This is a genomic window from Bacillus sp. MT94 (genome assembly GCF_058792475.1).
Genome location: NZ_JBXAEZ010000010.1, coordinates 26691 through 44867, shown reverse-complemented (window position 1 = coordinate 44867; position 18177 = coordinate 26691). Strand labels below are relative to the sequence as shown.

Below are 18177 nucleotides of genomic sequence, written 5' to 3'. Positions count from 1 at the left end.
GCGGGAAGATAGAGATAAAGGCAATGTTTACATACAATTTAGGTAAGAAAACAAAGGGGGGACACACATATGGGATTTGGTGAAAAGCTTTTTAAATTAAGAAAAGAAAAGGGCCTTTCTCAAGAAGCATTAGCTGAAAAATTAAACACAACAAGGCAAGCGGTTAGTAAATGGGAAAACGGTCAAGGTTTTCCTGAAACTGAAAAGTTAATAATGATTGGAAATGTATTTGAAGTATCACTTGACTATTTATTAAAAGAAACTGCTGAGCAAAGTAACGAAAAGGAAAATAGTTATTATGTAAGTAAGGAAATGGCAGAAGGGTATGTAGTGTATGGACAAAAAATTTCTAAATATATTGCATTAGGATTTAGCTTGCTTATTTTATCTACAATACCGTACTTATTATTTAAAGAAAATGCAACAATGTCTACGTTTCTTGTCATTATCATTGCAGTGCTTGGAATCGGAGCAATGATGGCACCTGTAACGATAGAAGAGAGTCGATACAATGTATTGAAAAAGGAAGAACTACTATTTGATCAAAACTTTCTAAAAGAATTGACCAAAAGATATGCGACTATTAAGAAGAAGTATACGGCAGTAGTGATCGTTGGATTTTGTTTTATTGCAGCAGGAGCGATACCGTTTTTATTTGAGAAAAAACGAATTACTTCAGGAGAACTCGTACAGTATTATCCTTATTGTGTTGTACTTATTGCTATTGGAGTTTATCTTTTTGTTCGTGTGTTAGGGGTGTTAGAGACGTATCGGATTTTAGTAGAAAATAAGGAATACAGTAATCGTTTTATTTTTAAATTGAAAAAGAAAGTAAGGAAAATGGTAGATAGTTTATAAAAAATAAAAAACATGTTTCGAATCAATGTATTCAAAACATGTTTTTTATCGTTCTGAATTATTTCCAAAGAAATAATTCAGAAAATACAGAAAAATATCGTAATCATTTGTAGAAGTCTGTTATAATAAACGGAAAATGAAAACGTTTTAAAGGGGGACATAACCAATATGATGATGAATGTACCGCTAACAATTAGTTCTATGATGGAAAGAGCAGAAAAGTTATTCTCAAAGAAAGAAATTGTTTCTCGCACACATGATACCATTACGACATTAACGTATAAGCAGCTAGGAGAAAGGACGAGAAGACTTTCTAGTGCGTTAAAAAAGCTTGGGATTAAGGAAGGCGAACGTGTAGGAACGTTAGCGTGGAATCATCATCGACATGTGGAGGCGTATTTTGCTATTCCTGGTATTGCTTCCGTTTTACACACAATTAATATTCGTTTATCTCCTCAACATATTTCATACATTATTCAGCACGCAGAAGACCGAATTGTACTTATAGATGAAGATCTCGTACCGCTTGTTGAAAATATTCAATCACAATTATCAACTGTACAAGCTTACATTATTATGACTGATAAAGATGAACTCCCGAACACTACGCTGAAGCCTGTATATCATTATGAAAAGCTATTAGAAGAAGGCGATCCCAATTTCCAATTTGTAAAAGATATTGATGAAAATACACCAGCTGGTATGTGTTATACGTCAGCGACTACAGGAAATCCGAAAGGTGTTGTATATACGCATCGTAGTACTGTATTACACTGTATGGCACTCGGTTTAGCTGATACAGCTGCTTTATCGGAAAGTGATGCAGCAATGGCAATCGTCCCGATGTTTCATGTGAACGCTTGGGGACTTCCTTTTGCAGCTACTTGGTTTGGATCAAAACAAGTTCTTCCAGGACCGATGTTTACGCCAAAAATTTTATTAGAAATGATCCAATCTGAAAAAGTGACGTTAGCTGCCGGTGTGCCGACAATTTGGCTTGGTGTATTACAAGAGTTAGAAAATAATAGTTACGATTTATCTAGTATGACGAGAATACTATGCGGTGGTGCAGCTGCACCGAAAAGTGTTATTAAAGCATTTGAACAGAAACATAATGTTCCGTTCATACATGCATATGGTATGACTGAAACGAGTCCAATCGTAACACTTGCACGTTTAAAAAGTTATGAAACGGAATTATCGTATGAAGAGCAACTAGAAATTCGCTCCAAACAAGGATATCTTGTACCTGGTGTCGAGATGAAAGTAGTCGGTACAAATGGTGAAGTGAAGTGGGATGGTACTGAGATGGGAGAATTATGTTTACGAGCACCTTGGATCGCTGAAAGCTATTATAACGATGATCGTACTGTCGAAGGGTTTCGCGATGGATGGTTATATACTGGTGATGTTGTCACAGTGGATGAGGAAGGTTGCGTGAAAATTGTTGACCGTACGAAGGATGTTATTAAAAGCGGGGGAGAATGGATTTCTTCGGTCGATCTTGAAAATGCTTTAATGGCACATGATGCTATATTTGAAGCGGCTGTCGTTGCAGTTCCTCACCCTCAGTGGCAAGAGCGACCAATTGCCTGCGTTGTTCAAAAGAAAAATAGTACGGTTACAAAAGAAGAAATATATGAGTTTTTAAAACCACAGTTTGCGAAGTGGTGGTTGCCAGACGATATTGTCTTTATGGAAGAAATACCGAAAACATCTGTTGGGAAGTTTTTAAAACAGGCGCTTCGGAAAGAACTGGAGCATTTGCATAGAGAGAAATAAGTGAACTTCTGTTTGTAAACTCTAATACATTAACGGTTGACAAAAGAGGAGTGGAAAGATAATATAATTTTTGTGATATGTTATCTAAGATAAATTTTAAGTTTACAAATAGGAGAAGCAAATATGAATACAAAAAACTTAGTTTTCGTCGCTTTATTTAGTTCTATTATGGGAGTGTTAGGGTTAATACCTCCGATTGCTCTTTCTATTACACCAGTTCCAATTACATTGCAATCACTCGGTGTTATGCTTGCGGGTGGGTTGTTAGGATCACGTCTAGGTGCGTTAAGTCAGCTTATTTTCTTACTTATTGTAGGAGTTGGAGCACCATTGCTTGCTGGTGGACGCGGTGGCCTTGGTGTATTTGTTGGACCAAGTGCAGGATATTTACTTGGTTACATCATTGGGGCGTTTGTTATTGGTTATTTAATTGAGCGTTTACGTGAAGTTTCTATTATAAAAGTATTATGTATTAATATAATTGGTGGTATTTTCGTAGTTTATGTATTTGGTGTTACTGTACAAGCGTTCTTAATGGAAGTTTCTGTATGGGAGACAATGAAAGTGAGTGCTGTGTTTTTACCAGGGGATTGTATAAAAGCAATTATTGCGGCAGTTCTCGTAACAAAATTACATCGTTCATTGAAACATATTATTACGCCCGCTTTAAAGAATGGAAAATATACAAATGCGGGATGATAAAGGGAAGAAACACGTTAATTGCGTGTTTCTTTTTATTATTATTGTAAAGAAAGGACGTCTCATATGGGGATTACAAAAGAATATAAAAAGCATGCCTCTTTACAAACAAATAAAATAGCGATAAAGGAAAATGATAGAGTTTTAACATATAAAGAGTGGTTTGAATCAGTTTGTAAAGTAGCAAGCTGGTTAAATGAAAAAAAATCGAAGAATAAAACGATAGCAATCCTATTAGAAAATCGTATAGAGTTTTTACAACTATTTTCTGGTGCCGCTATGGCCGGGTGGGTTTGTGTTCCGTTAGATATAAAGTGGAAACAAGATGAGCTCAGAGAAAGAATTGAAATTAGTAATCCGGATATGATTGTGACAGAACGATATAAGGTGAAGGATCTATTGGATGAAGAAGGAAGAGTAATTGAAATTGATGAGTGGAAAAGAATGATAGAGAAATATCTTCCTACATATTCCACTGTAGAAAGTGTACAACATGCTCCTTTTTATATGGGGTTTACATCAGGATCAACAGGAACAGCAAAAGCATTTTTACGTGCACAACAATCGTGGGTTCATAGTTTTGATTGTAATGTACATGATTTTCATATGAAAAGGGAGGATTCGATTTTAATAGCTGGGACGCTCGTTCATTCTCTTTTCTTATACGGGGCAATAAGTGCATTATATGTAGGACAAACAGTGCACATTATGAGAAAGTTCTTTCCAAATCAAGTATTAGATAAGTTAGAAACTGAAAATGTATCAGTTATGTATACAGTTCCGACAATGCTTGAATCTTTATATAAAGAAAGTAGATTAATAGAAAATAAAGTGAAAATTATTTCGTCAGGAGCGAAATGGGAAGCTGAAGCGAAAGAAAAAATAAAGAATATATTTCCTTATGCGAAAAGATATGAATTTTATGGTGCATCAGAGTTAAGTTTTGTAACAGCACTAGTCGATGCAGAAAGCGAAAGAAGGCCAAATTCAGTAGGAAAACCTTGTCATAATGTGCAAGTTCGAATATGTAATGAAGCAGGCGAAGAAGTACAAAAAGGTGAAATAGGAACTGTTTATGTGAAAAGTGATCAGTTTTTTATGGGATACATAATAGATGGGGTTTTAACACGGGAGTTGAATGCAGAAGGTTGGATGACAGTGCGAGATGTAGGCTATGAAGATGAAGAAGGCTTTATATATATTGTTGGTAGAGAGAAGAATATGATTTTATTTGGAGGAATCAATATTTATCCAGAAGAAATAGAAAGTGTATTACATGAACACCCAGCTGTTGATGAAATAGTTGTAATTGGTGTGAAAGATAGTTACTGGGGTGAAAAGCCCGTCGCGATCGTAAAAGGAAGTGCTACGAAACAACAATTAAAGAGTTTTTGCTTACAGAGATTATCCTCTTTTAAAATACCGAAAGAATGGCATTTTGTAGATGGAATACCTTATACAAATAGTGGGAAAATCGCTCGTATGGAAGCAAAAAGTATGATTGAAAACCGGGAGAAAATATATGAATAGAGCAGTTATTGTAGAGGCGAAAAGAACACCTATTGGTAAGAAGAATGGGATGTTAAAAGAGTATGAAGTTCAGCAATTAACAACGCCGCTTCTTACGTTTTTAAGTAAAGGGATTGAGAGGGAAATAGATGATGTCATATTAGGTAATGTTGTTGGGCCAGGAGGGAATGTTGCGAGACTATCTGCTTTAGAGGTGGGACTTGGCTATCATATTCCTGGTGTAACGATTGATCGGCAATGTGGTTCTGGTTTAGAAGCAATTCGAACTGCGTGTCATCTCATTCAAGGCGGGGCAGGTAAGTGTTATATCGCCGGGGGAGTAGAGAGTACAAGTACGTCACCTTTTCAAAAAAGAGCAAGATTTTCACCTGAAACAATTGGTGATCCTGACATGGGAGTAGCGGCTGAATATGTTGCGGAGCGTTATAATATAACGAGAGAAATGCAAGACGAGTATGCTTGTCTTAGTTATAAGCGGACACTGCAAGCGTTAGAAAAAGGATATATACATGATGAAATATTTTCTTTTAATGGATTATTAGATGAATCTATAAAGCCAGAAATGAATTATGAACGAATCATTAAAAGAACAAAGCCCGCATTTTTACAAAATGGAACAGTAACGGCAGGTAATTCGTGCGGTGTAAATGATGGGGCATGTGCTGTTCTTGTAATGGAAGAGGGACAAGCCCGAAAGTTAGGATACAAGCCTGTACTTCGTTTCGTTCGTAGTGCTGTAGTGGGAGTGGATCCCAAGCTTCCAGGGACTGGTCCGATATTTGCGGTGAACAAATTATTAAACGAAATGAATGTAAAAGTAGAGGACATCGATTATTTTGAAATAAATGAAGCATTCGCCTCAAAAGTTGTTGCTTGCGCAAAAGAGTTACAAATTCCGTACGAAAAAGTAAATGTAAATGGTGGAGCAATTGCGCTTGGTCATCCGTACGGTGCATCTGGTGCTATGCTTGTAACACGTTTGTTTTATCAGGCACAAAGAGAGTCTATGAAATATGGAATTGCTACATTAGGAATTGGAGGCGGGATAGGGATTGCGCTATTATTTGAGAAAGTAGAAGACTAGCGAGGTAACTAGTTTTCTACTTTTTGAGGAACATAAATATTGCTACCAGGCTTCGCTTTCATTTCGTTCCAAGCAGCAATCGCATCAGCTTTTGCTTTCCCTTTATTATTTGGATCTTCGAAAAAGTCACGAGTAAAGCGATTGTATTCAAATTGTGTACCGATAGTTGTTTTGTATGTAGGGTCTTTTTTTCGTTCGTTTTCTTCATGCCAAAAAGCTATCGCGTCTTCATATGTTTTTCCAACATTCTCTTTGAAAAATTTTTGAAGAGCTACTGTAAAGCGGAAGTTTGTTCCGATTTTTTCTTTGAAAAAAGCACGAACATCTTCGCTACAGCGGTGATTGTTAGTAATAATCGTTTGAAGAGAAAGGTCTTTATAGGATAGGGAAGCTTTACTCACCTTTTGAACAGAGCTGTTTTTTAATATTTTACCAGTAGTTAAATAATGTGAGATACGCTCGGTTATTTCGATCTTAGAGCCACTAGCTGGCAACCCATTCTCACGACAAAATGTTTGGAGTTCTGCTTTTAACCAATAATAGTTTTGGAAATCTTCAAGTGATATAGACTTTGTTAAAGTTGGACGCATGAATGTAACAACTACTTTCTTCCATAATTTTCTTCAATTATAAAACGTATGTTCTTTTTATGGAAGGGTTAATTTGTAAATATAATGGGAAGAGGAGATTACATATGGAAAATGTAATGCAAGTTCGAGTTACGGGAATTTTAATTGAAGATGAAAAAGTATTGCTAGTAAAGCAAAAAGTTGCTAATAGGAATTGGTCTTTACCTGGAGGAAGAGTGGAGAATGGTGAAATGTTAGAAGAGGCGATGATTAGAGAAATGAGAGAAGAAACGGGATTAGAAGTTAAAATTAAGAAGCTACTCTATGTTTGTGATAAACCGGATGCCAGTCCATCTTTATTACATATTACATTTCTACTTGAAAAGCTTACAGGGGAAATTATGTTACCCTCTAATGAATTTGATCATAATCCAATTCATGATGTGCAAATGGTGCCGATTAAAGATTTAAGTCATTATGGTTTTTCGGAAACTTTTATAACTCTTATAAGTGAAGGTTTTTCAAATGCAGGGAGTTACCAAGGATTGAAACAAAATATTGGTTTGTAAGTATAGAGTAAGGATAGCTGTTAGCTATCCTTACTAAAAATGCTTTACACCGCCGACTGTAAAGAAGAAACAAGCTGATTTAAAAATTCATCTCCGCTCATAATTGCTTTCCCGCCACCGCGAGCACTCTTCTTATTTCCGCCACCTTTTCCTTCGATTGTAGGAAGAGCGTCTTTTAAAAGAGCATTCATATCGAGTGATACTGATTTTCCGCAAGCGAGAATACATTGTAGTTTGTCATCATTTTCGATGACGAAATACGTAATTGCATGCTCTTGTTGTTCTGTAATAATAGCGGAAAGCTTTGCGATTTCTTGCATAGAACGATTTGTAAATACTTTAGAAATAAGTATGTCAGCATGAATTTTTATAGGCTGTAGAAGTAGTTCATTTGCCTCTGCAAATAATAATTTTTCATTCATTGTTTGTATTGCTTTTTCGTTTTCTTTTTGAGAAGTAAGCAGTTGCGCCACTTTTGCTGGAATATCAGTTTCGCTACTGTTTAATTGTTTAGAAACATCTTTCATAATTTGTTGCTGTTGTTCCATTAATTTAAGTGTACGCCAACCAGCGATAAACGTTAAGCGTATACCACCTTTATTGCGCTCCCATCCTAGTACTTGAATAGGACCAACTTCACCAGTTCGTTTCGGATGCGTTCCACCACAGCCGTTGTAGTCAAAGTTTTCGATAATAACAACCCGTATATTTTCTGTCATAGTCGGTTCTTTACGAAGGGGCAACGTTTTCGCTTCTTCTAAGTTCATCCACTGGATGCGGATTGGATGGTTTTCAAAAACAATTTTGTTTGCAATTTGTATTGCTTTTTCAACCGTTTCTGCATGAAGATTTTCTGTTTCTAAATCAATTGTTACTGTTTCTTTACCAAGATGGAATCCAATTGTAGGCATGTTAAAATGGTCCCAAAAAGCAGCAGATAAAATGTGCTGAGCTGCATGTTGTTGCATATGATCAAAACGGCGCTCCCAATTGATTTTACCTTCTACGTCTTCTGTATGTAATTGTTCTGCAATGTAGTGACGAATTTCTCCGTTTATCTCTTCTACATTGATTACATTGATATCATTTAATGTACCAGTATCATATGGTTGTCCGCCACCTGTCGGATAAAATGCTGTTTCATTCAAAATAACGTATAAGTTACCGTCTTTATCATAATCTTGCTTTATAATTTTAGTAGTAAAGTCCTGCTTATAAGCGTCAGTGTAATATAATTTGTGCTCCAATTTTCTTTCTCCTCTCGCATTAACTAGTTTCATTGTAATGCAATTGAAATTAGTTTCCTAATATTTCAGAAGAAAGAAACTATTTTTAGAATTTTCTTGCTATAATAAGGGAAAGAAAATGCGGGGGTGGAATAAATATGTTATATGAAAACGGCGTAGATAAACTGCTTAGTTTAAGTAGAAATATTTCCGAATTATATCGAGAATTAAACGAAATGACCCGGATTTTAACGGATTGTAATCGAGAAAGTGTGAAGTTTGATCGATTATATGTAAAAGAGTTACTTTGGAAGAAAGAAGATGTAATAGAGAAATATGACCAGCTACTTGTACAACTTTGTATTAACGAATGCTTTGATCTAAAAAGTGTCATTACAGGGGAATATAAGTATACATATGAAGAAGTAGAAAACATAGTTTTACAATTTAATGAAAAGTATAATGTCGCAATCTTAATTAAAGATGTGTGTAAAGAATTACAGTTCACATATGGAATTGATATGGACATAACGAGAACAACTCGGGTATCAACAGCTCAAGTATAGAAAAAGGAAAAGAAAGCAGATCCTTTGCTTTCTTTTTTTTGTGAAAATAGAGAGAGTAGGTTTAACGATGAAGGGGAAGTTACAGCATATTCATCCGCTTGGAATGAGTATTATTTTAGGGACATTGTTTGCTAGGTTTGCAACTTCAATGAGTATCCCTTTTTTAGCGATTTATTTAACGACTGTTAAAGGTGTATCAGCTGGAATGACTGGTGCTATTATCGGAACGAGTGCACTTGTTGGTGTTTTTGCTAGTTTTATCGGAGGGAATTTATCAGATCGATTTGGCCGGAAAACGATTATGCTCTGGTCCATGATCGTTTGGATTTTTGTGTTTATAGGTTTTTCACTTGCGGATCATGTTTTAAGTTTCTTTTTATTAAACGCTTTAAATGGATTATGTAGGTCGTTTTTTGAGCCAACATCAAGAGCATTATTATCAGATTTAACAAAGCCTGAGTATCGGTTACTCGTCTATAATTTACGATACGGTGCAATAAATGTTGGAGTTGCAATTGGACCAATTGTTGGATTACAGATTGGAAGTGCAAAATCAACAATTCCTTTTTTAGTAGCAGCTGGGGTATATATTCTATATACAGCTATATTAGCGTTCCAATTTAAGAAGTATCCAATGGAAAAAAAGAAATTGAGTAAAGAAAAACCTGTTACAATGCTAAATGCAATACGTATATTGCGAAAAGATATAGTATTTTTAGTTGCTTTAGTCGGTATTATTTTGAGTAATTGCGGTTTTTCACATTTAACGACGACAGTATCTCAATATTTTGCAAATGCACATATATTTGAGGATGGGGTGAAGCTATTCTCATATATGCTCGCTTTAAATGCAATTGTTGTAGTGATGATCCAATACCCTGTTATTCAAATGTGCAAAAAGTATACACCGTTAACATCAATTATGGTTGGGACTTTATTTGTGAGCGGGGGATTATTTGGCTTTGGAATAGTAGAATCTATGCTAGGTGCTGCCATTTGTACAATTATTTTTACAATTGGAGAAGTCTTAATGTTTTCGATGACGGATGTATTTATTGATGATATTGCTGTTGCGCATCTAAAAGGAACATACTTCGGTGCGATGGGCTTTTCGGGAATTGGAGCAGTAATAGGTCCGTGGTTCGGAGGAGTACTTCTCGATTACTACGGGTACCAAAATGGGTTTGCGGTATTTTCAGCACTAGCTATATTTTCAACTGTGGCATTTCCTGTGCTTTTAGTTACAAAAGGTTTATCGAAAAAAAGATATGATAGAAATTCTAATATAGAAATGCATGCGAAATAACATAAGCCCCAGTAACCAACTGGGGCTTAGTTTGAATTATATTAACTCTTAATTTGAAAAAAGAACTTTTTTTTCATGCTTATCAGCAACTTCATTTTTGGAAATATGAATGGCTAAAAATCCGTTTTCTAAGCAGGCTAGCATCTTTTTATAAATGATAGTAGTAGGTAAAGGGATTGTTCGTTGTAAGGAAATGTTTTTATGAAGTATGCATATAGCTAGGCCTGTCTCTAACTTTTTAATGAGTACATTTTGTTCCGTGACATTTTGTACATCTGTTTCCAAAATATATTCTTCTTCGGTTTCGCAAAGATCGATGTGAATTTGATTTGGAAAGCTAAAGTTACTATAAGAATCGGAACAAAATTGATCCATCCATTCTTCGAAACCATCAACATGAAAAAGACAATTCTTCTTTTTCTTGCCCATGTAAGACACCCTCCGTAAAATATCAATTCATATCATGTTATGCATGAATGAATTAGGGGTGAAGAATAAATGGAAAAATATAAACATTGTATGTGGAAAAGATAGCTAGTGTGCACTTTTTGTTTTACATATCATGATGCGCATGATGTTTTTGGCGTGAATGGTTACGGTTTTTTACTTTATGAGATCCGCTTAATGGTTCAGGTTGTCCTTTTTTTTCTTTCGCTTCACGATTGTTTTTTCCCATTGTATATGACACCTCCTCTTTCTTTTTAGAATGAGAGAAGTTGACGATTTTATACGAGAATGTTTTTAGAAAAAAAGGTAAAGATAAAGGGGACTAACAATTATAGAAAGGGGATTATATAATGCCATATCATAAAGATAAGCAACAAGCCTTTCAAGCGGCACAGCAAGGAGTTACACAAGCAGAAAATGCATTTAATAATATTGTGAAAAATGACCCTAACTACGGTCATGATTTAAAAGAGTTACGCCAAGAGGTCCAGGAAGCATATGAACAAATTCAAAATGCACTAGAGGTAGCTTCAGAAACACAACGTCCACAACTTGAGCAATATGAAAATAATCTCCAAAATATAATGCGAAATGTAGATCAATTAGAAAAGTAAATGAGGTTGTTGTTTATTCGACAACCTTGCTGCTTTAGTGAACGTTATGCTAAAACAGAAAATTTTTCTATTAGTTTTTTCTTTGCTATGTGCAGTACATATATTTCAAGTGGAAAAAGTGGAAGCGAAAATGTTGCTCAGAAAAGAGTTAGAACCAACTGGTTATGTAACATGGGAAGTACCTAATAATGAAAAAATTATTGCAATTACATTTGATGATGGGCCAGATCCAACGTATACACCACAAGTTTTAGATTTATTACGTCAATATAAGGCGGAAGCGACATTTTTTATGATTGGATTTCGAGTTCAGCGTAATCCATATTTAGTGAAGCAAGTGTTAAAAGAGGGACATGAAATTGGAAATCATACGATGAATCATTTGTACGCAAGTAATTCGTCAGATGAAAAATTAGAAAATGATATTTTAGATGGAAAGAAATTTTTTGAAAAATGGGTGAAAGAACCTTTGCTATTCCGTCCTCCTGGCGGATATATTAACGATGCTGTATTTAAAACAGCGAAAGAGGCTGGCTATCAAACCGTTCTATGGTCGTGGCATCAAGACCCGCGTGATTGGGCAAATCCAGGGGTTGAATCCATTGTAAATCATGTAGTGAAAAATGCTAAAAGTGGCGATATTGTATTGTTACATGATGGAGGGAATGATCGTAGTCAAACGGTAGCAGCGCTAGCAAAAATTTTACCTGAGCTGAAAAAACAGGGCTATCGATTTGTAACGGTTTCGGAATTACTACGTTATAAACATTAGAAGAAATCCCAAAAGGAAAATAGACCTTTTGGGATTTTTCTTTACTGGTTCTTTTTACGTTTCTTATTATTTTGTCGCTCTGCTGGAGTTAAAGGCTCGTTTGCAAATTCTTCATTGTAACCAGTTCCTTGTCCTTGTGCAGATGCAGCATTCATTCCTGAAATAGTATGATTTGCTTTTCTTTTACCCATTTTATTTCACCCCTATAACATTTTTTGTATGTTGAATGATGAGCAGTTCATAGTATGTATGAACTGTAAGTAAACCGCTGATAGAGCACTTTACTTTATGATAATAGTATTCATAAGGAGCATGAAAGCTATTCAAATTTAGAAACATAAAGAAAACTTATGATAATCTATAAGTTTCTTATTATTTACTTATTTAGAAAGTTGTAATAAGATATTATCGTAAGGTATTGAAAAGTTTGTCTACATTTTATATTCAGACAACTTAGTCACGTTTAACAGGGGGGAAACATAATGGTCAAACATAATCCATTTCAATCACGTGCAACTTTTGAAGTAGATGGAAAAACGTATCATTATTATGATTTGAAAGCGCTTGAAAATGCAGGGGTTGGCAACGTATCTCAATTACCATATTCCGTGAAAGTTTTACTTGAATCAGTACTTCGTCAAGTAGACGGACGTGTAATCACAGAAGAGCATGTTACAAATTTAGCGAAATGGGGAACGAAAGATGTGCAAGATATCGATGTTCCATTTAAACCATCTCGTGTAATTTTACAAGATTTCACTGGTGTTCCAGCTGTTGTTGATTTGGCTTCGCTTCGTAAAGCAATGGCAGACATGGGTGGGGATCCTGACAAAATTAATCCTGAAATTACTGTAGACCTTGTAATTGACCACTCTGTACAGGTTGATAGAGCGGGTACGGCAGACGCGCTTGCATTCAACATGGACTTAGAGTTTAAACGTAATGAAGAACGTTATAAATTTTTAAGCTGGGCACAAAAATCATTTGATAACTACCGTGCAGTTCCACCAGCTACAGGCATTGTACACCAAGTAAACCTTGAATATTTAGCACCAGTTGTTCATGCTGTGAAAAATGCTGAAGGTGACTTAGTTGCATACCCAGATTCATTAGTTGGAACAGACTCGCATACAACAATGATTAACGGTATCGGCGTTCTTGGATGGGGCGTTGGTGGTATTGAAGCAGAAGCAGGAATGCTTGGACAGCCTTCATACTTCCCAGTACCTGAAGTAATCGGTGTGAAATTAACTGGCACACTTCCAAGTGGTACTACAGCAACAGACGTTGCATTAAAAGTAACACAAGTATTACGTCAAAAAGGTGTAGTTGGTAAATTTGTTGAGTTCTTCGGTAATGGACTAAAGAGCATGCCTTTAGCTGACCGTGCAACAATTTCAAATATGGCACCAGAATACGGCGCAACTTGTGGATTCTTCCCAATCGATGATATTTCATTAGAATACTTACGTTTAACAGGTAGAGATGAAGAGCAAATTCGTATTGTTGAAGAATACTGTAAAGCGAACGGTTTATTCTATACAGCAGACAGTAAAGATCCAATCTACACTGATCTTGTTGAAATTGATTTAAATACAATCGAATCTAACCTTTCTGGACCGAAACGCCCACAAGATTTAATTCCACTTTCAGATATGAAAGATGCGTTCCACAAAGCTGTTTTAGCACCAGTTGGAACACAAGGACTTGGATTTAATGAGCAAGAGTTCGATAAAGAAGTGAAGGTTACATTAGAAGATAAAGAAGTAACGATGAAAACAGGTGCAATTGCAATCGCTGCAATTACAAGCTGTACAAATACATCAAACCCATACGTATTAATCGGGGCAGGTCTAGTTGCGAAGAAAGCAATTGAAAAAGGACTTGTAGTACCTGAGTACGTAAAAACATCATTAGCACCAGGATCTAAAGTTGTTACTGAGTACTTAGATAAATCAGGTTTAACAACATATTTAGACCAATTAGGTTTCCAAACAGTTGGTTACGGCTGTACGACTTGTATCGGTAACTCTGGTCCATTAGCGCCAGAATTAGAAGAAGCAATCGCAGCAAACGACTTACTAGTAACATCTGTTTTATCTGGTAACCGTAACTTTGAAGGTCGTATTCATCCTCTTGTAAAAGCAAACTACTTAGCATCACCACCACTTGTTGTGGCATATGCACTTGCAGGTACTGTTGATATTGACCTGAAAAATGATGAAATCGGTAAAGATGCAAATGGCAATGCTGTTTACTTCAACGATATTTGGCCATCAGCTAAAGAAATTGAAGATGTAGTTCAAAGTGTTGTTACATCTGAACTGTTCAAGAAAGAATATGCACAAGTATTTAACAGCAATGAGCGTTGGAATGAAATCCAAACTTCAAACGAAGCTTTATATACTTGGGATAATGATTCAACATACATTCAAAACCCACCATTCTTTGAAGGTTTATCTAAAGAGCCAGGTGAAGTTGAAACGTTATCAGGTTTACGCATAGTTGGTAAATTTGGTGATTCTGTAACGACAGACCACATTTCACCAGCAGGTTCAATTGGTAAGCACACACCAGCTGGACGCTACTTATTAGAAAACGGCGTACAACCAGTTGACTTTAACTCTTACGGTTCTCGTCGTGGTAACCATGAAGTTATGATGCGTGGTACATTTGCAAACATCCGTATTAAAAACCAAATCGCACCAGGAACAGAAGGTGGATATACAACATATTGGCCAACTGGTGAAGTAACATCAATCTATGATGCTGCTATGAAATATAAAGAAGATGGAACAGGTCTTCTAGTTGTTGCTGGTAAAGATTACGGTATGGGAAGTTCTCGTGACTGGGCTGCGAAAGGTACTAACTTATTAGGTATTAAAGCAGTAATCGCAGAAAGCTTCGAACGTATTCACCGCAGTAACTTAGTGTTAATGGGTGTATTACCACTTCAATTTAAAGATGGCGAAAGTGCTGAAACGTTAGGTCTTGTTGGTAACGAGTCATTTGAAATTCAAATTGACAAAACAGTTAGACCGCGCGATCTTGTAAAAGTAGTTGCAACTGATTTAGATGGCAACGAAAAACAATTTGAAGTAGTAGCTCGTTTCGATAGTGAAGTAGAAATTGACTACTACCGTCACGGTGGTATTCTGCAAATGGTTCTTCGTGAGAAAATCGAAGAGTCAAAAGTGTCAAATTAAATAATTGAAATGAAAAATAAGGAAGCTAACAATAGTTAGCTTCCTTATTTTATGGAAAGGGATGAAACCATATGGTTTCATCCCTTTCTTTTTACTACGAAAAGTGGAGGGAACGTCATGAAAGAATATAAAAGAATATTGTGGCCGTTACGAAAAGAGAAAATATTAGTAATGGCAGCTGTATGTAGTGGGATAATTGCTGCTATTTTAAATTTATCACGCCCAATTTTCATGGGATTAATTGTAGACAATCTTATTCAAAGGGAGCTAAAAGGTGCGTATTTATATATAGCTTTGTTTGCGGGTATTCGCTTTTTAATGTGGACGAACAATCTTTTATTTGATTATATAAGCTCAAAAGCCAGTCAACGTATATTACAAACGAAACGTATAGAATTATTGCGTCACTATTTCTCATTACCGTTTGAAGAGAGTGAGAAGATTAAGCAAGGGGAGTTAGAAACTTTGGTCGTATCTGATATTCCGAACTGGGTCAGATTATATGGTTCTATATTAATAGAGTATATACACGCTATTGCCCAATTTATTGGAGCTTTCATAGCACTACAACATATAGATATACAGTTTATATTGTGGGTAACTCCGTTTTTATTTTTCAGTGCAATTGTTCCAATACTGATGGGAGAAAAGGTAAGGGATATTGCAAGCATTGCTCAAAAAAATCAATCGAGTGTTGTAGAGATGGTGTCACAGTTTGTAAAGGGTATACAAGATTTACGTAGTGTACAAAAAGAAAAATGGGCCATTCGCTTATTTAAAGGAGTAACGGCACAATCTTATAAATCGGAAGTAAAGAAGACGATGATGCAACATTGCATTGGAGTAGTTGGAACAGTGATTGAAACAGGAGCATATATCGTTGTTCTCATTGTAGGCGCACAAAAAATAATGAAAGGGGAAATGGAAGTTGGTTCACTTGTTGCAGTGTTAGCTACAATTGAAATGCTCTTTTTCCCAGTCCGTTACGTGGGCGATTTATTAATGATGACACAAGTTGCAGTCGCTTCGGCAAATAGAGTTTTTTCCTTTTTAGATAAAAGAGTGGCAGATAGTAATGTAGAAAGAGCGATGGGGATGATAATAACAAATGTTTCATTTCAGGAGAGTGAAGAAGAGAAATGTAGAATTAATAATATTGATTTGCAAATTAATCCTGGTGAATTCGTTATCATTGTCGGAGAAAGTGGTGCAGGAAAAACAACACTTTTAAAATTAATGACAGGTTTGTATAAACCATCTAACGGTAGTGTTGTTTATTATGGTCAAAAGGCTCGAATGACTACAGTGTGGCAAGAACCTCGTTTCTTTCGGACGACAGTAAAAGAGAATATGTATTTCCGGGAGGAGTATTTAGAAAACGAATTAGAAAAAAATATTGACCTTATAAATATGAAGCCGATAATTAGAGATTTACCTAAGGGGATTCAAACTGTACTACATAAAAGTGGAGAAGAGCTTTCGGGAGGAGAAAGAAAACGTCTTGCATTATTACGAGCGATTGGTTCAAATCCGAATCTTATTATTTTAGATGAACCGACTGCGGGGTTAGATCCGAGTAATCAAGAAACTGTTTGGAATATGATTGAAGGACTAGGAAGAGATGTAACGAGAATTGTGGCAACACATGATGTAGAGAAAGTGATACTAGCGGATCATGTTGTCATAATGAGAGAAGGAAGTATTGTTGCATGTGGAAGTCCTGAAAAATTAATAAATAGTCATTCATTTTGAAAGAGATGTGAATAAAGATAAGAGCAGTGCCCTTATCTTTATTCAATATCATTTATTTGATATTGGATAGATTCTGAATGATTTAGATCTACGTTAAAAGTAGCAGTCATAAGGAAAGTTGCAATTCCAAGGATTAAGAAAAGGACGAATGAGACTAGAGAAATGTAAAGACAAATACGCCCTACTTTCTTTTTTTCAAGATCGTTACTAAAGAGTGAAATGATCCATGTAATAATACCGATTGGGTATAAAAGAAAACTAAGAATATATAATGTTATTTTTTCGAATGAATTCATAAAAAATCCCCCTTTTGTTGAAGTTTATATAACTACGAAAGTAAAAAGGTGAATGGGCCCATAAGAAGATAAACAACACTTCATCTGTTTTTCTAATTATATGATAAAAAGGAAAAGATTACACTTCAAATGAGAATATTCTAATTATTTCGACTCTGAATATTTCCAAGCTTGTCCGTATAAGCTAAAATAAGGTATATAGTATTTGAGTAATTAAGTTATAAGAAGATAAATACGTTAGGGTGATATAACATGTGGCGGAAGCTTACGATTATTGTAGTGTTACTTTGTTTAGCGGGATATGCAGCTTATGAACAGTTTGGTAAAAAAGAGCAGATGGTACAAGGGGAGCAAGAACAAAGTGAAGCTGCTATGAAAGAGATGATTGCAAGTAATGGTATTGAAATAGGGAAGAGTGCGCCAGACTTCGAATTAACGAAGTTAGATGGAACGAATGTAAAGCTATCAGATTTAAAAGGAAAGAAAGTGATTTTAAACTTTTGGGCAACGTGGTGTGGACCTTGCCAACAAGAAATGCCGGATATGGAGGCTTTCTATAAAGAACATAAAGAAAACGTAGAAATTTTAGCAATCAACTATACGCCTTCAGAAAAAGGTGGGGGGGAAGAAAAGGTAAGCAATTTTGCTAAAGAAAAAGGAATTACTTTTCCTATTTTATTGGACAAGAACATTGATGTGACAACAGCGTATAAAGTAATTACGATTCCAACTTCGTATTTTATAGATACAAAAGGTGTCATTCAAGATAAGTTTATTGGGCCGATGACGCAAAAAGAGATGGAGAAAAGGGTTGCTAAATTAAAATAATGGTGAAAAGGTAGAGGTGGAGAGTTCCCATTTCTGCCTTTTCTTTTTCAAGTAGTAATAACTTCATGATATG

General features: G+C 35.6%; 19 protein-coding genes. 13 read left to right on the top strand and 6 right to left on the bottom strand.

Annotated elements, in window-relative coordinates:
- The first annotated feature begins 69 nt into the window (after positions 1 to 69).
- The 5 genes from AC1Q51_RS25710 (at position 70) to AC1Q51_RS25690 (ending at position 5953) form a co-directional block, all read left to right on the top strand.
- Entirely contained in the window at positions 70 to 858 is a 789-nt protein-coding gene (locus AC1Q51_RS25710; protein WP_090977375.1) for a helix-turn-helix domain-containing protein, read from the top strand.
- 168 nt (positions 859 to 1026) lie between these two features.
- Positions 1027 to 2640: a long-chain fatty acid--CoA ligase gene (locus tag AC1Q51_RS25705; protein WP_492331798.1), complete on the top strand. Its 1614-nt coding sequence runs from the start codon at positions 1027 to 1029 to the stop codon at positions 2638 to 2640.
- Positions 2641 to 2763: 123 nt separating this feature from the next.
- Positions 2764 to 3339 carry a biotin transporter BioY gene (locus tag AC1Q51_RS25700; RefSeq protein WP_090977379.1) on the top strand — a complete coding sequence of 192 codons (576 nt, stop codon included), beginning with the start codon at positions 2764 to 2766 and terminating at the stop codon, positions 3337 to 3339.
- A 66-nt stretch (positions 3340 to 3405) separates the two neighbouring features.
- Entirely contained in the window at positions 3406 to 4869 is a 1464-nt protein-coding gene (locus AC1Q51_RS25695) for an acyl-CoA synthetase (RefSeq protein ID WP_098835025.1), read from the top strand.
- The gene (locus AC1Q51_RS25690) at positions 4862 to 5953 is read left to right on the top strand and encodes an acetyl-CoA C-acyltransferase (protein ID WP_001078010.1); all 1092 of its coding nucleotides are present in this window, start codon (positions 4862 to 4864) and stop codon (positions 5951 to 5953) included. The genes AC1Q51_RS25695 and AC1Q51_RS25690 overlap by 8 nt, the downstream gene beginning before the upstream one ends.
- Positions 5954 to 5961: 8 nt before the next feature.
- On the opposite strand, the gene AC1Q51_RS25685 is transcribed toward AC1Q51_RS25690, so the two are convergent.
- Entirely contained in the window at positions 5962 to 6543 is a 582-nt protein-coding gene (locus tag AC1Q51_RS25685) for a DUF6434 domain-containing protein (protein WP_001247912.1), read from the bottom strand.
- Between the two features lie 104 nt (positions 6544 to 6647).
- Between AC1Q51_RS25685 and AC1Q51_RS25680 the strand changes: the two genes are divergently transcribed.
- Entirely contained in the window at positions 6648 to 7091 is a 444-nt protein-coding gene (locus AC1Q51_RS25680; protein WP_000432571.1) for an NUDIX hydrolase, read from the top strand.
- Between the two features lie 44 nt (positions 7092 to 7135).
- Here the strand turns inward: AC1Q51_RS25680 and AC1Q51_RS25675 are convergent, their stop codons facing one another.
- Complete coding sequence (locus AC1Q51_RS25675; RefSeq protein WP_151527221.1) at positions 7136 to 8338, bottom strand: alanyl-tRNA editing protein; 1203 nt, start codon at positions 8336 to 8338, stop codon at positions 7136 to 7138.
- Between the two features lie 137 nt (positions 8339 to 8475).
- Between AC1Q51_RS25675 and AC1Q51_RS25670 the strand changes: the two genes are divergently transcribed.
- Positions 8476 to 8883: a hypothetical protein gene (locus AC1Q51_RS25670; protein ID WP_000965149.1), complete on the top strand. Its 408-nt coding sequence runs from the start codon at positions 8476 to 8478 to the stop codon at positions 8881 to 8883.
- A gap of 67 nt (positions 8884 to 8950) precedes the next feature.
- Positions 8951 to 10189, top strand: a complete 1239-nt coding sequence (locus tag AC1Q51_RS25665; protein WP_492331803.1) for an MDR family MFS transporter — start codon at positions 8951 to 8953, stop codon at positions 10187 to 10189.
- A gap of 48 nt (positions 10190 to 10237) precedes the next feature.
- Here AC1Q51_RS25665 and AC1Q51_RS25660 read toward each other — a convergent pair whose 3' ends face one another.
- Entirely contained in the window at positions 10238 to 10618 is a 381-nt protein-coding gene (locus AC1Q51_RS25660) for an Hsp20/alpha crystallin family protein (RefSeq protein WP_000516758.1), read from the bottom strand.
- Positions 10619 to 10742: 124 nt separating this feature from the next.
- On the bottom strand, positions 10743 to 10865 hold the full coding sequence (locus AC1Q51_RS25655) for a small acid-soluble spore protein P (protein WP_000517649.1): 123 nt from the start codon (positions 10863 to 10865) through the stop codon (positions 10743 to 10745).
- Between the two features lie 121 nt (positions 10866 to 10986).
- Between AC1Q51_RS25655 and AC1Q51_RS25650 the strand changes: the two genes are divergently transcribed.
- Entirely contained in the window at positions 10987 to 11250 is a 264-nt protein-coding gene (locus AC1Q51_RS25650) for a hypothetical protein (protein ID WP_001146295.1), read from the top strand.
- A 46-nt stretch (positions 11251 to 11296) separates the two neighbouring features.
- Positions 11297 to 12022 carry a polysaccharide deacetylase family sporulation protein PdaB gene (gene pdaB / locus AC1Q51_RS25645; protein ID WP_061665781.1) on the top strand — a complete coding sequence of 242 codons (726 nt, stop codon included), beginning with the start codon at positions 11297 to 11299 and terminating at the stop codon, positions 12020 to 12022.
- A 41-nt stretch (positions 12023 to 12063) separates the two neighbouring features.
- On the opposite strand, the gene sspO is transcribed toward pdaB, so the two are convergent.
- Positions 12064 to 12213: a small acid-soluble spore protein SspO gene (gene sspO, locus AC1Q51_RS25640; protein ID WP_000518057.1), complete on the bottom strand. Its 150-nt coding sequence runs from the start codon at positions 12211 to 12213 to the stop codon at positions 12064 to 12066.
- Positions 12214 to 12504: 291 nt separating this feature from the next.
- On the opposite strand from sspO, the gene acnA reads away from it, so the two are divergent.
- Positions 12505 to 15228, top strand: coding sequence for an aconitate hydratase AcnA (gene acnA / locus AC1Q51_RS25635; RefSeq protein WP_023522726.1), 2724 nt, complete (start codon positions 12505 to 12507; stop codon positions 15226 to 15228).
- A gap of 117 nt (positions 15229 to 15345) precedes the next feature.
- The gene (locus AC1Q51_RS25630) at positions 15346 to 16980 is read left to right on the top strand and encodes an ABC transporter ATP-binding protein (protein WP_086387325.1); all 1635 of its coding nucleotides are present in this window, start codon (positions 15346 to 15348) and stop codon (positions 16978 to 16980) included.
- Positions 16981 to 17018: 38 nt separating this feature from the next.
- Here the strand turns inward: AC1Q51_RS25630 and AC1Q51_RS25625 are convergent, their stop codons facing one another.
- A complete protein-coding gene (locus tag AC1Q51_RS25625) occupies positions 17019 to 17276 on the bottom strand; it encodes a hypothetical protein (protein ID WP_001083875.1) in 258 nt (85 codons plus the stop codon).
- 252 nt (positions 17277 to 17528) lie between these two features.
- Between AC1Q51_RS25625 and AC1Q51_RS25620 the strand changes: the two genes are divergently transcribed.
- The gene (locus AC1Q51_RS25620) at positions 17529 to 18104 is read left to right on the top strand and encodes a TlpA family protein disulfide reductase (protein ID WP_000269064.1); all 576 of its coding nucleotides are present in this window, start codon (positions 17529 to 17531) and stop codon (positions 18102 to 18104) included.
- The last annotated feature ends 73 nt before the right edge of the window (positions 18105 to 18177 follow it).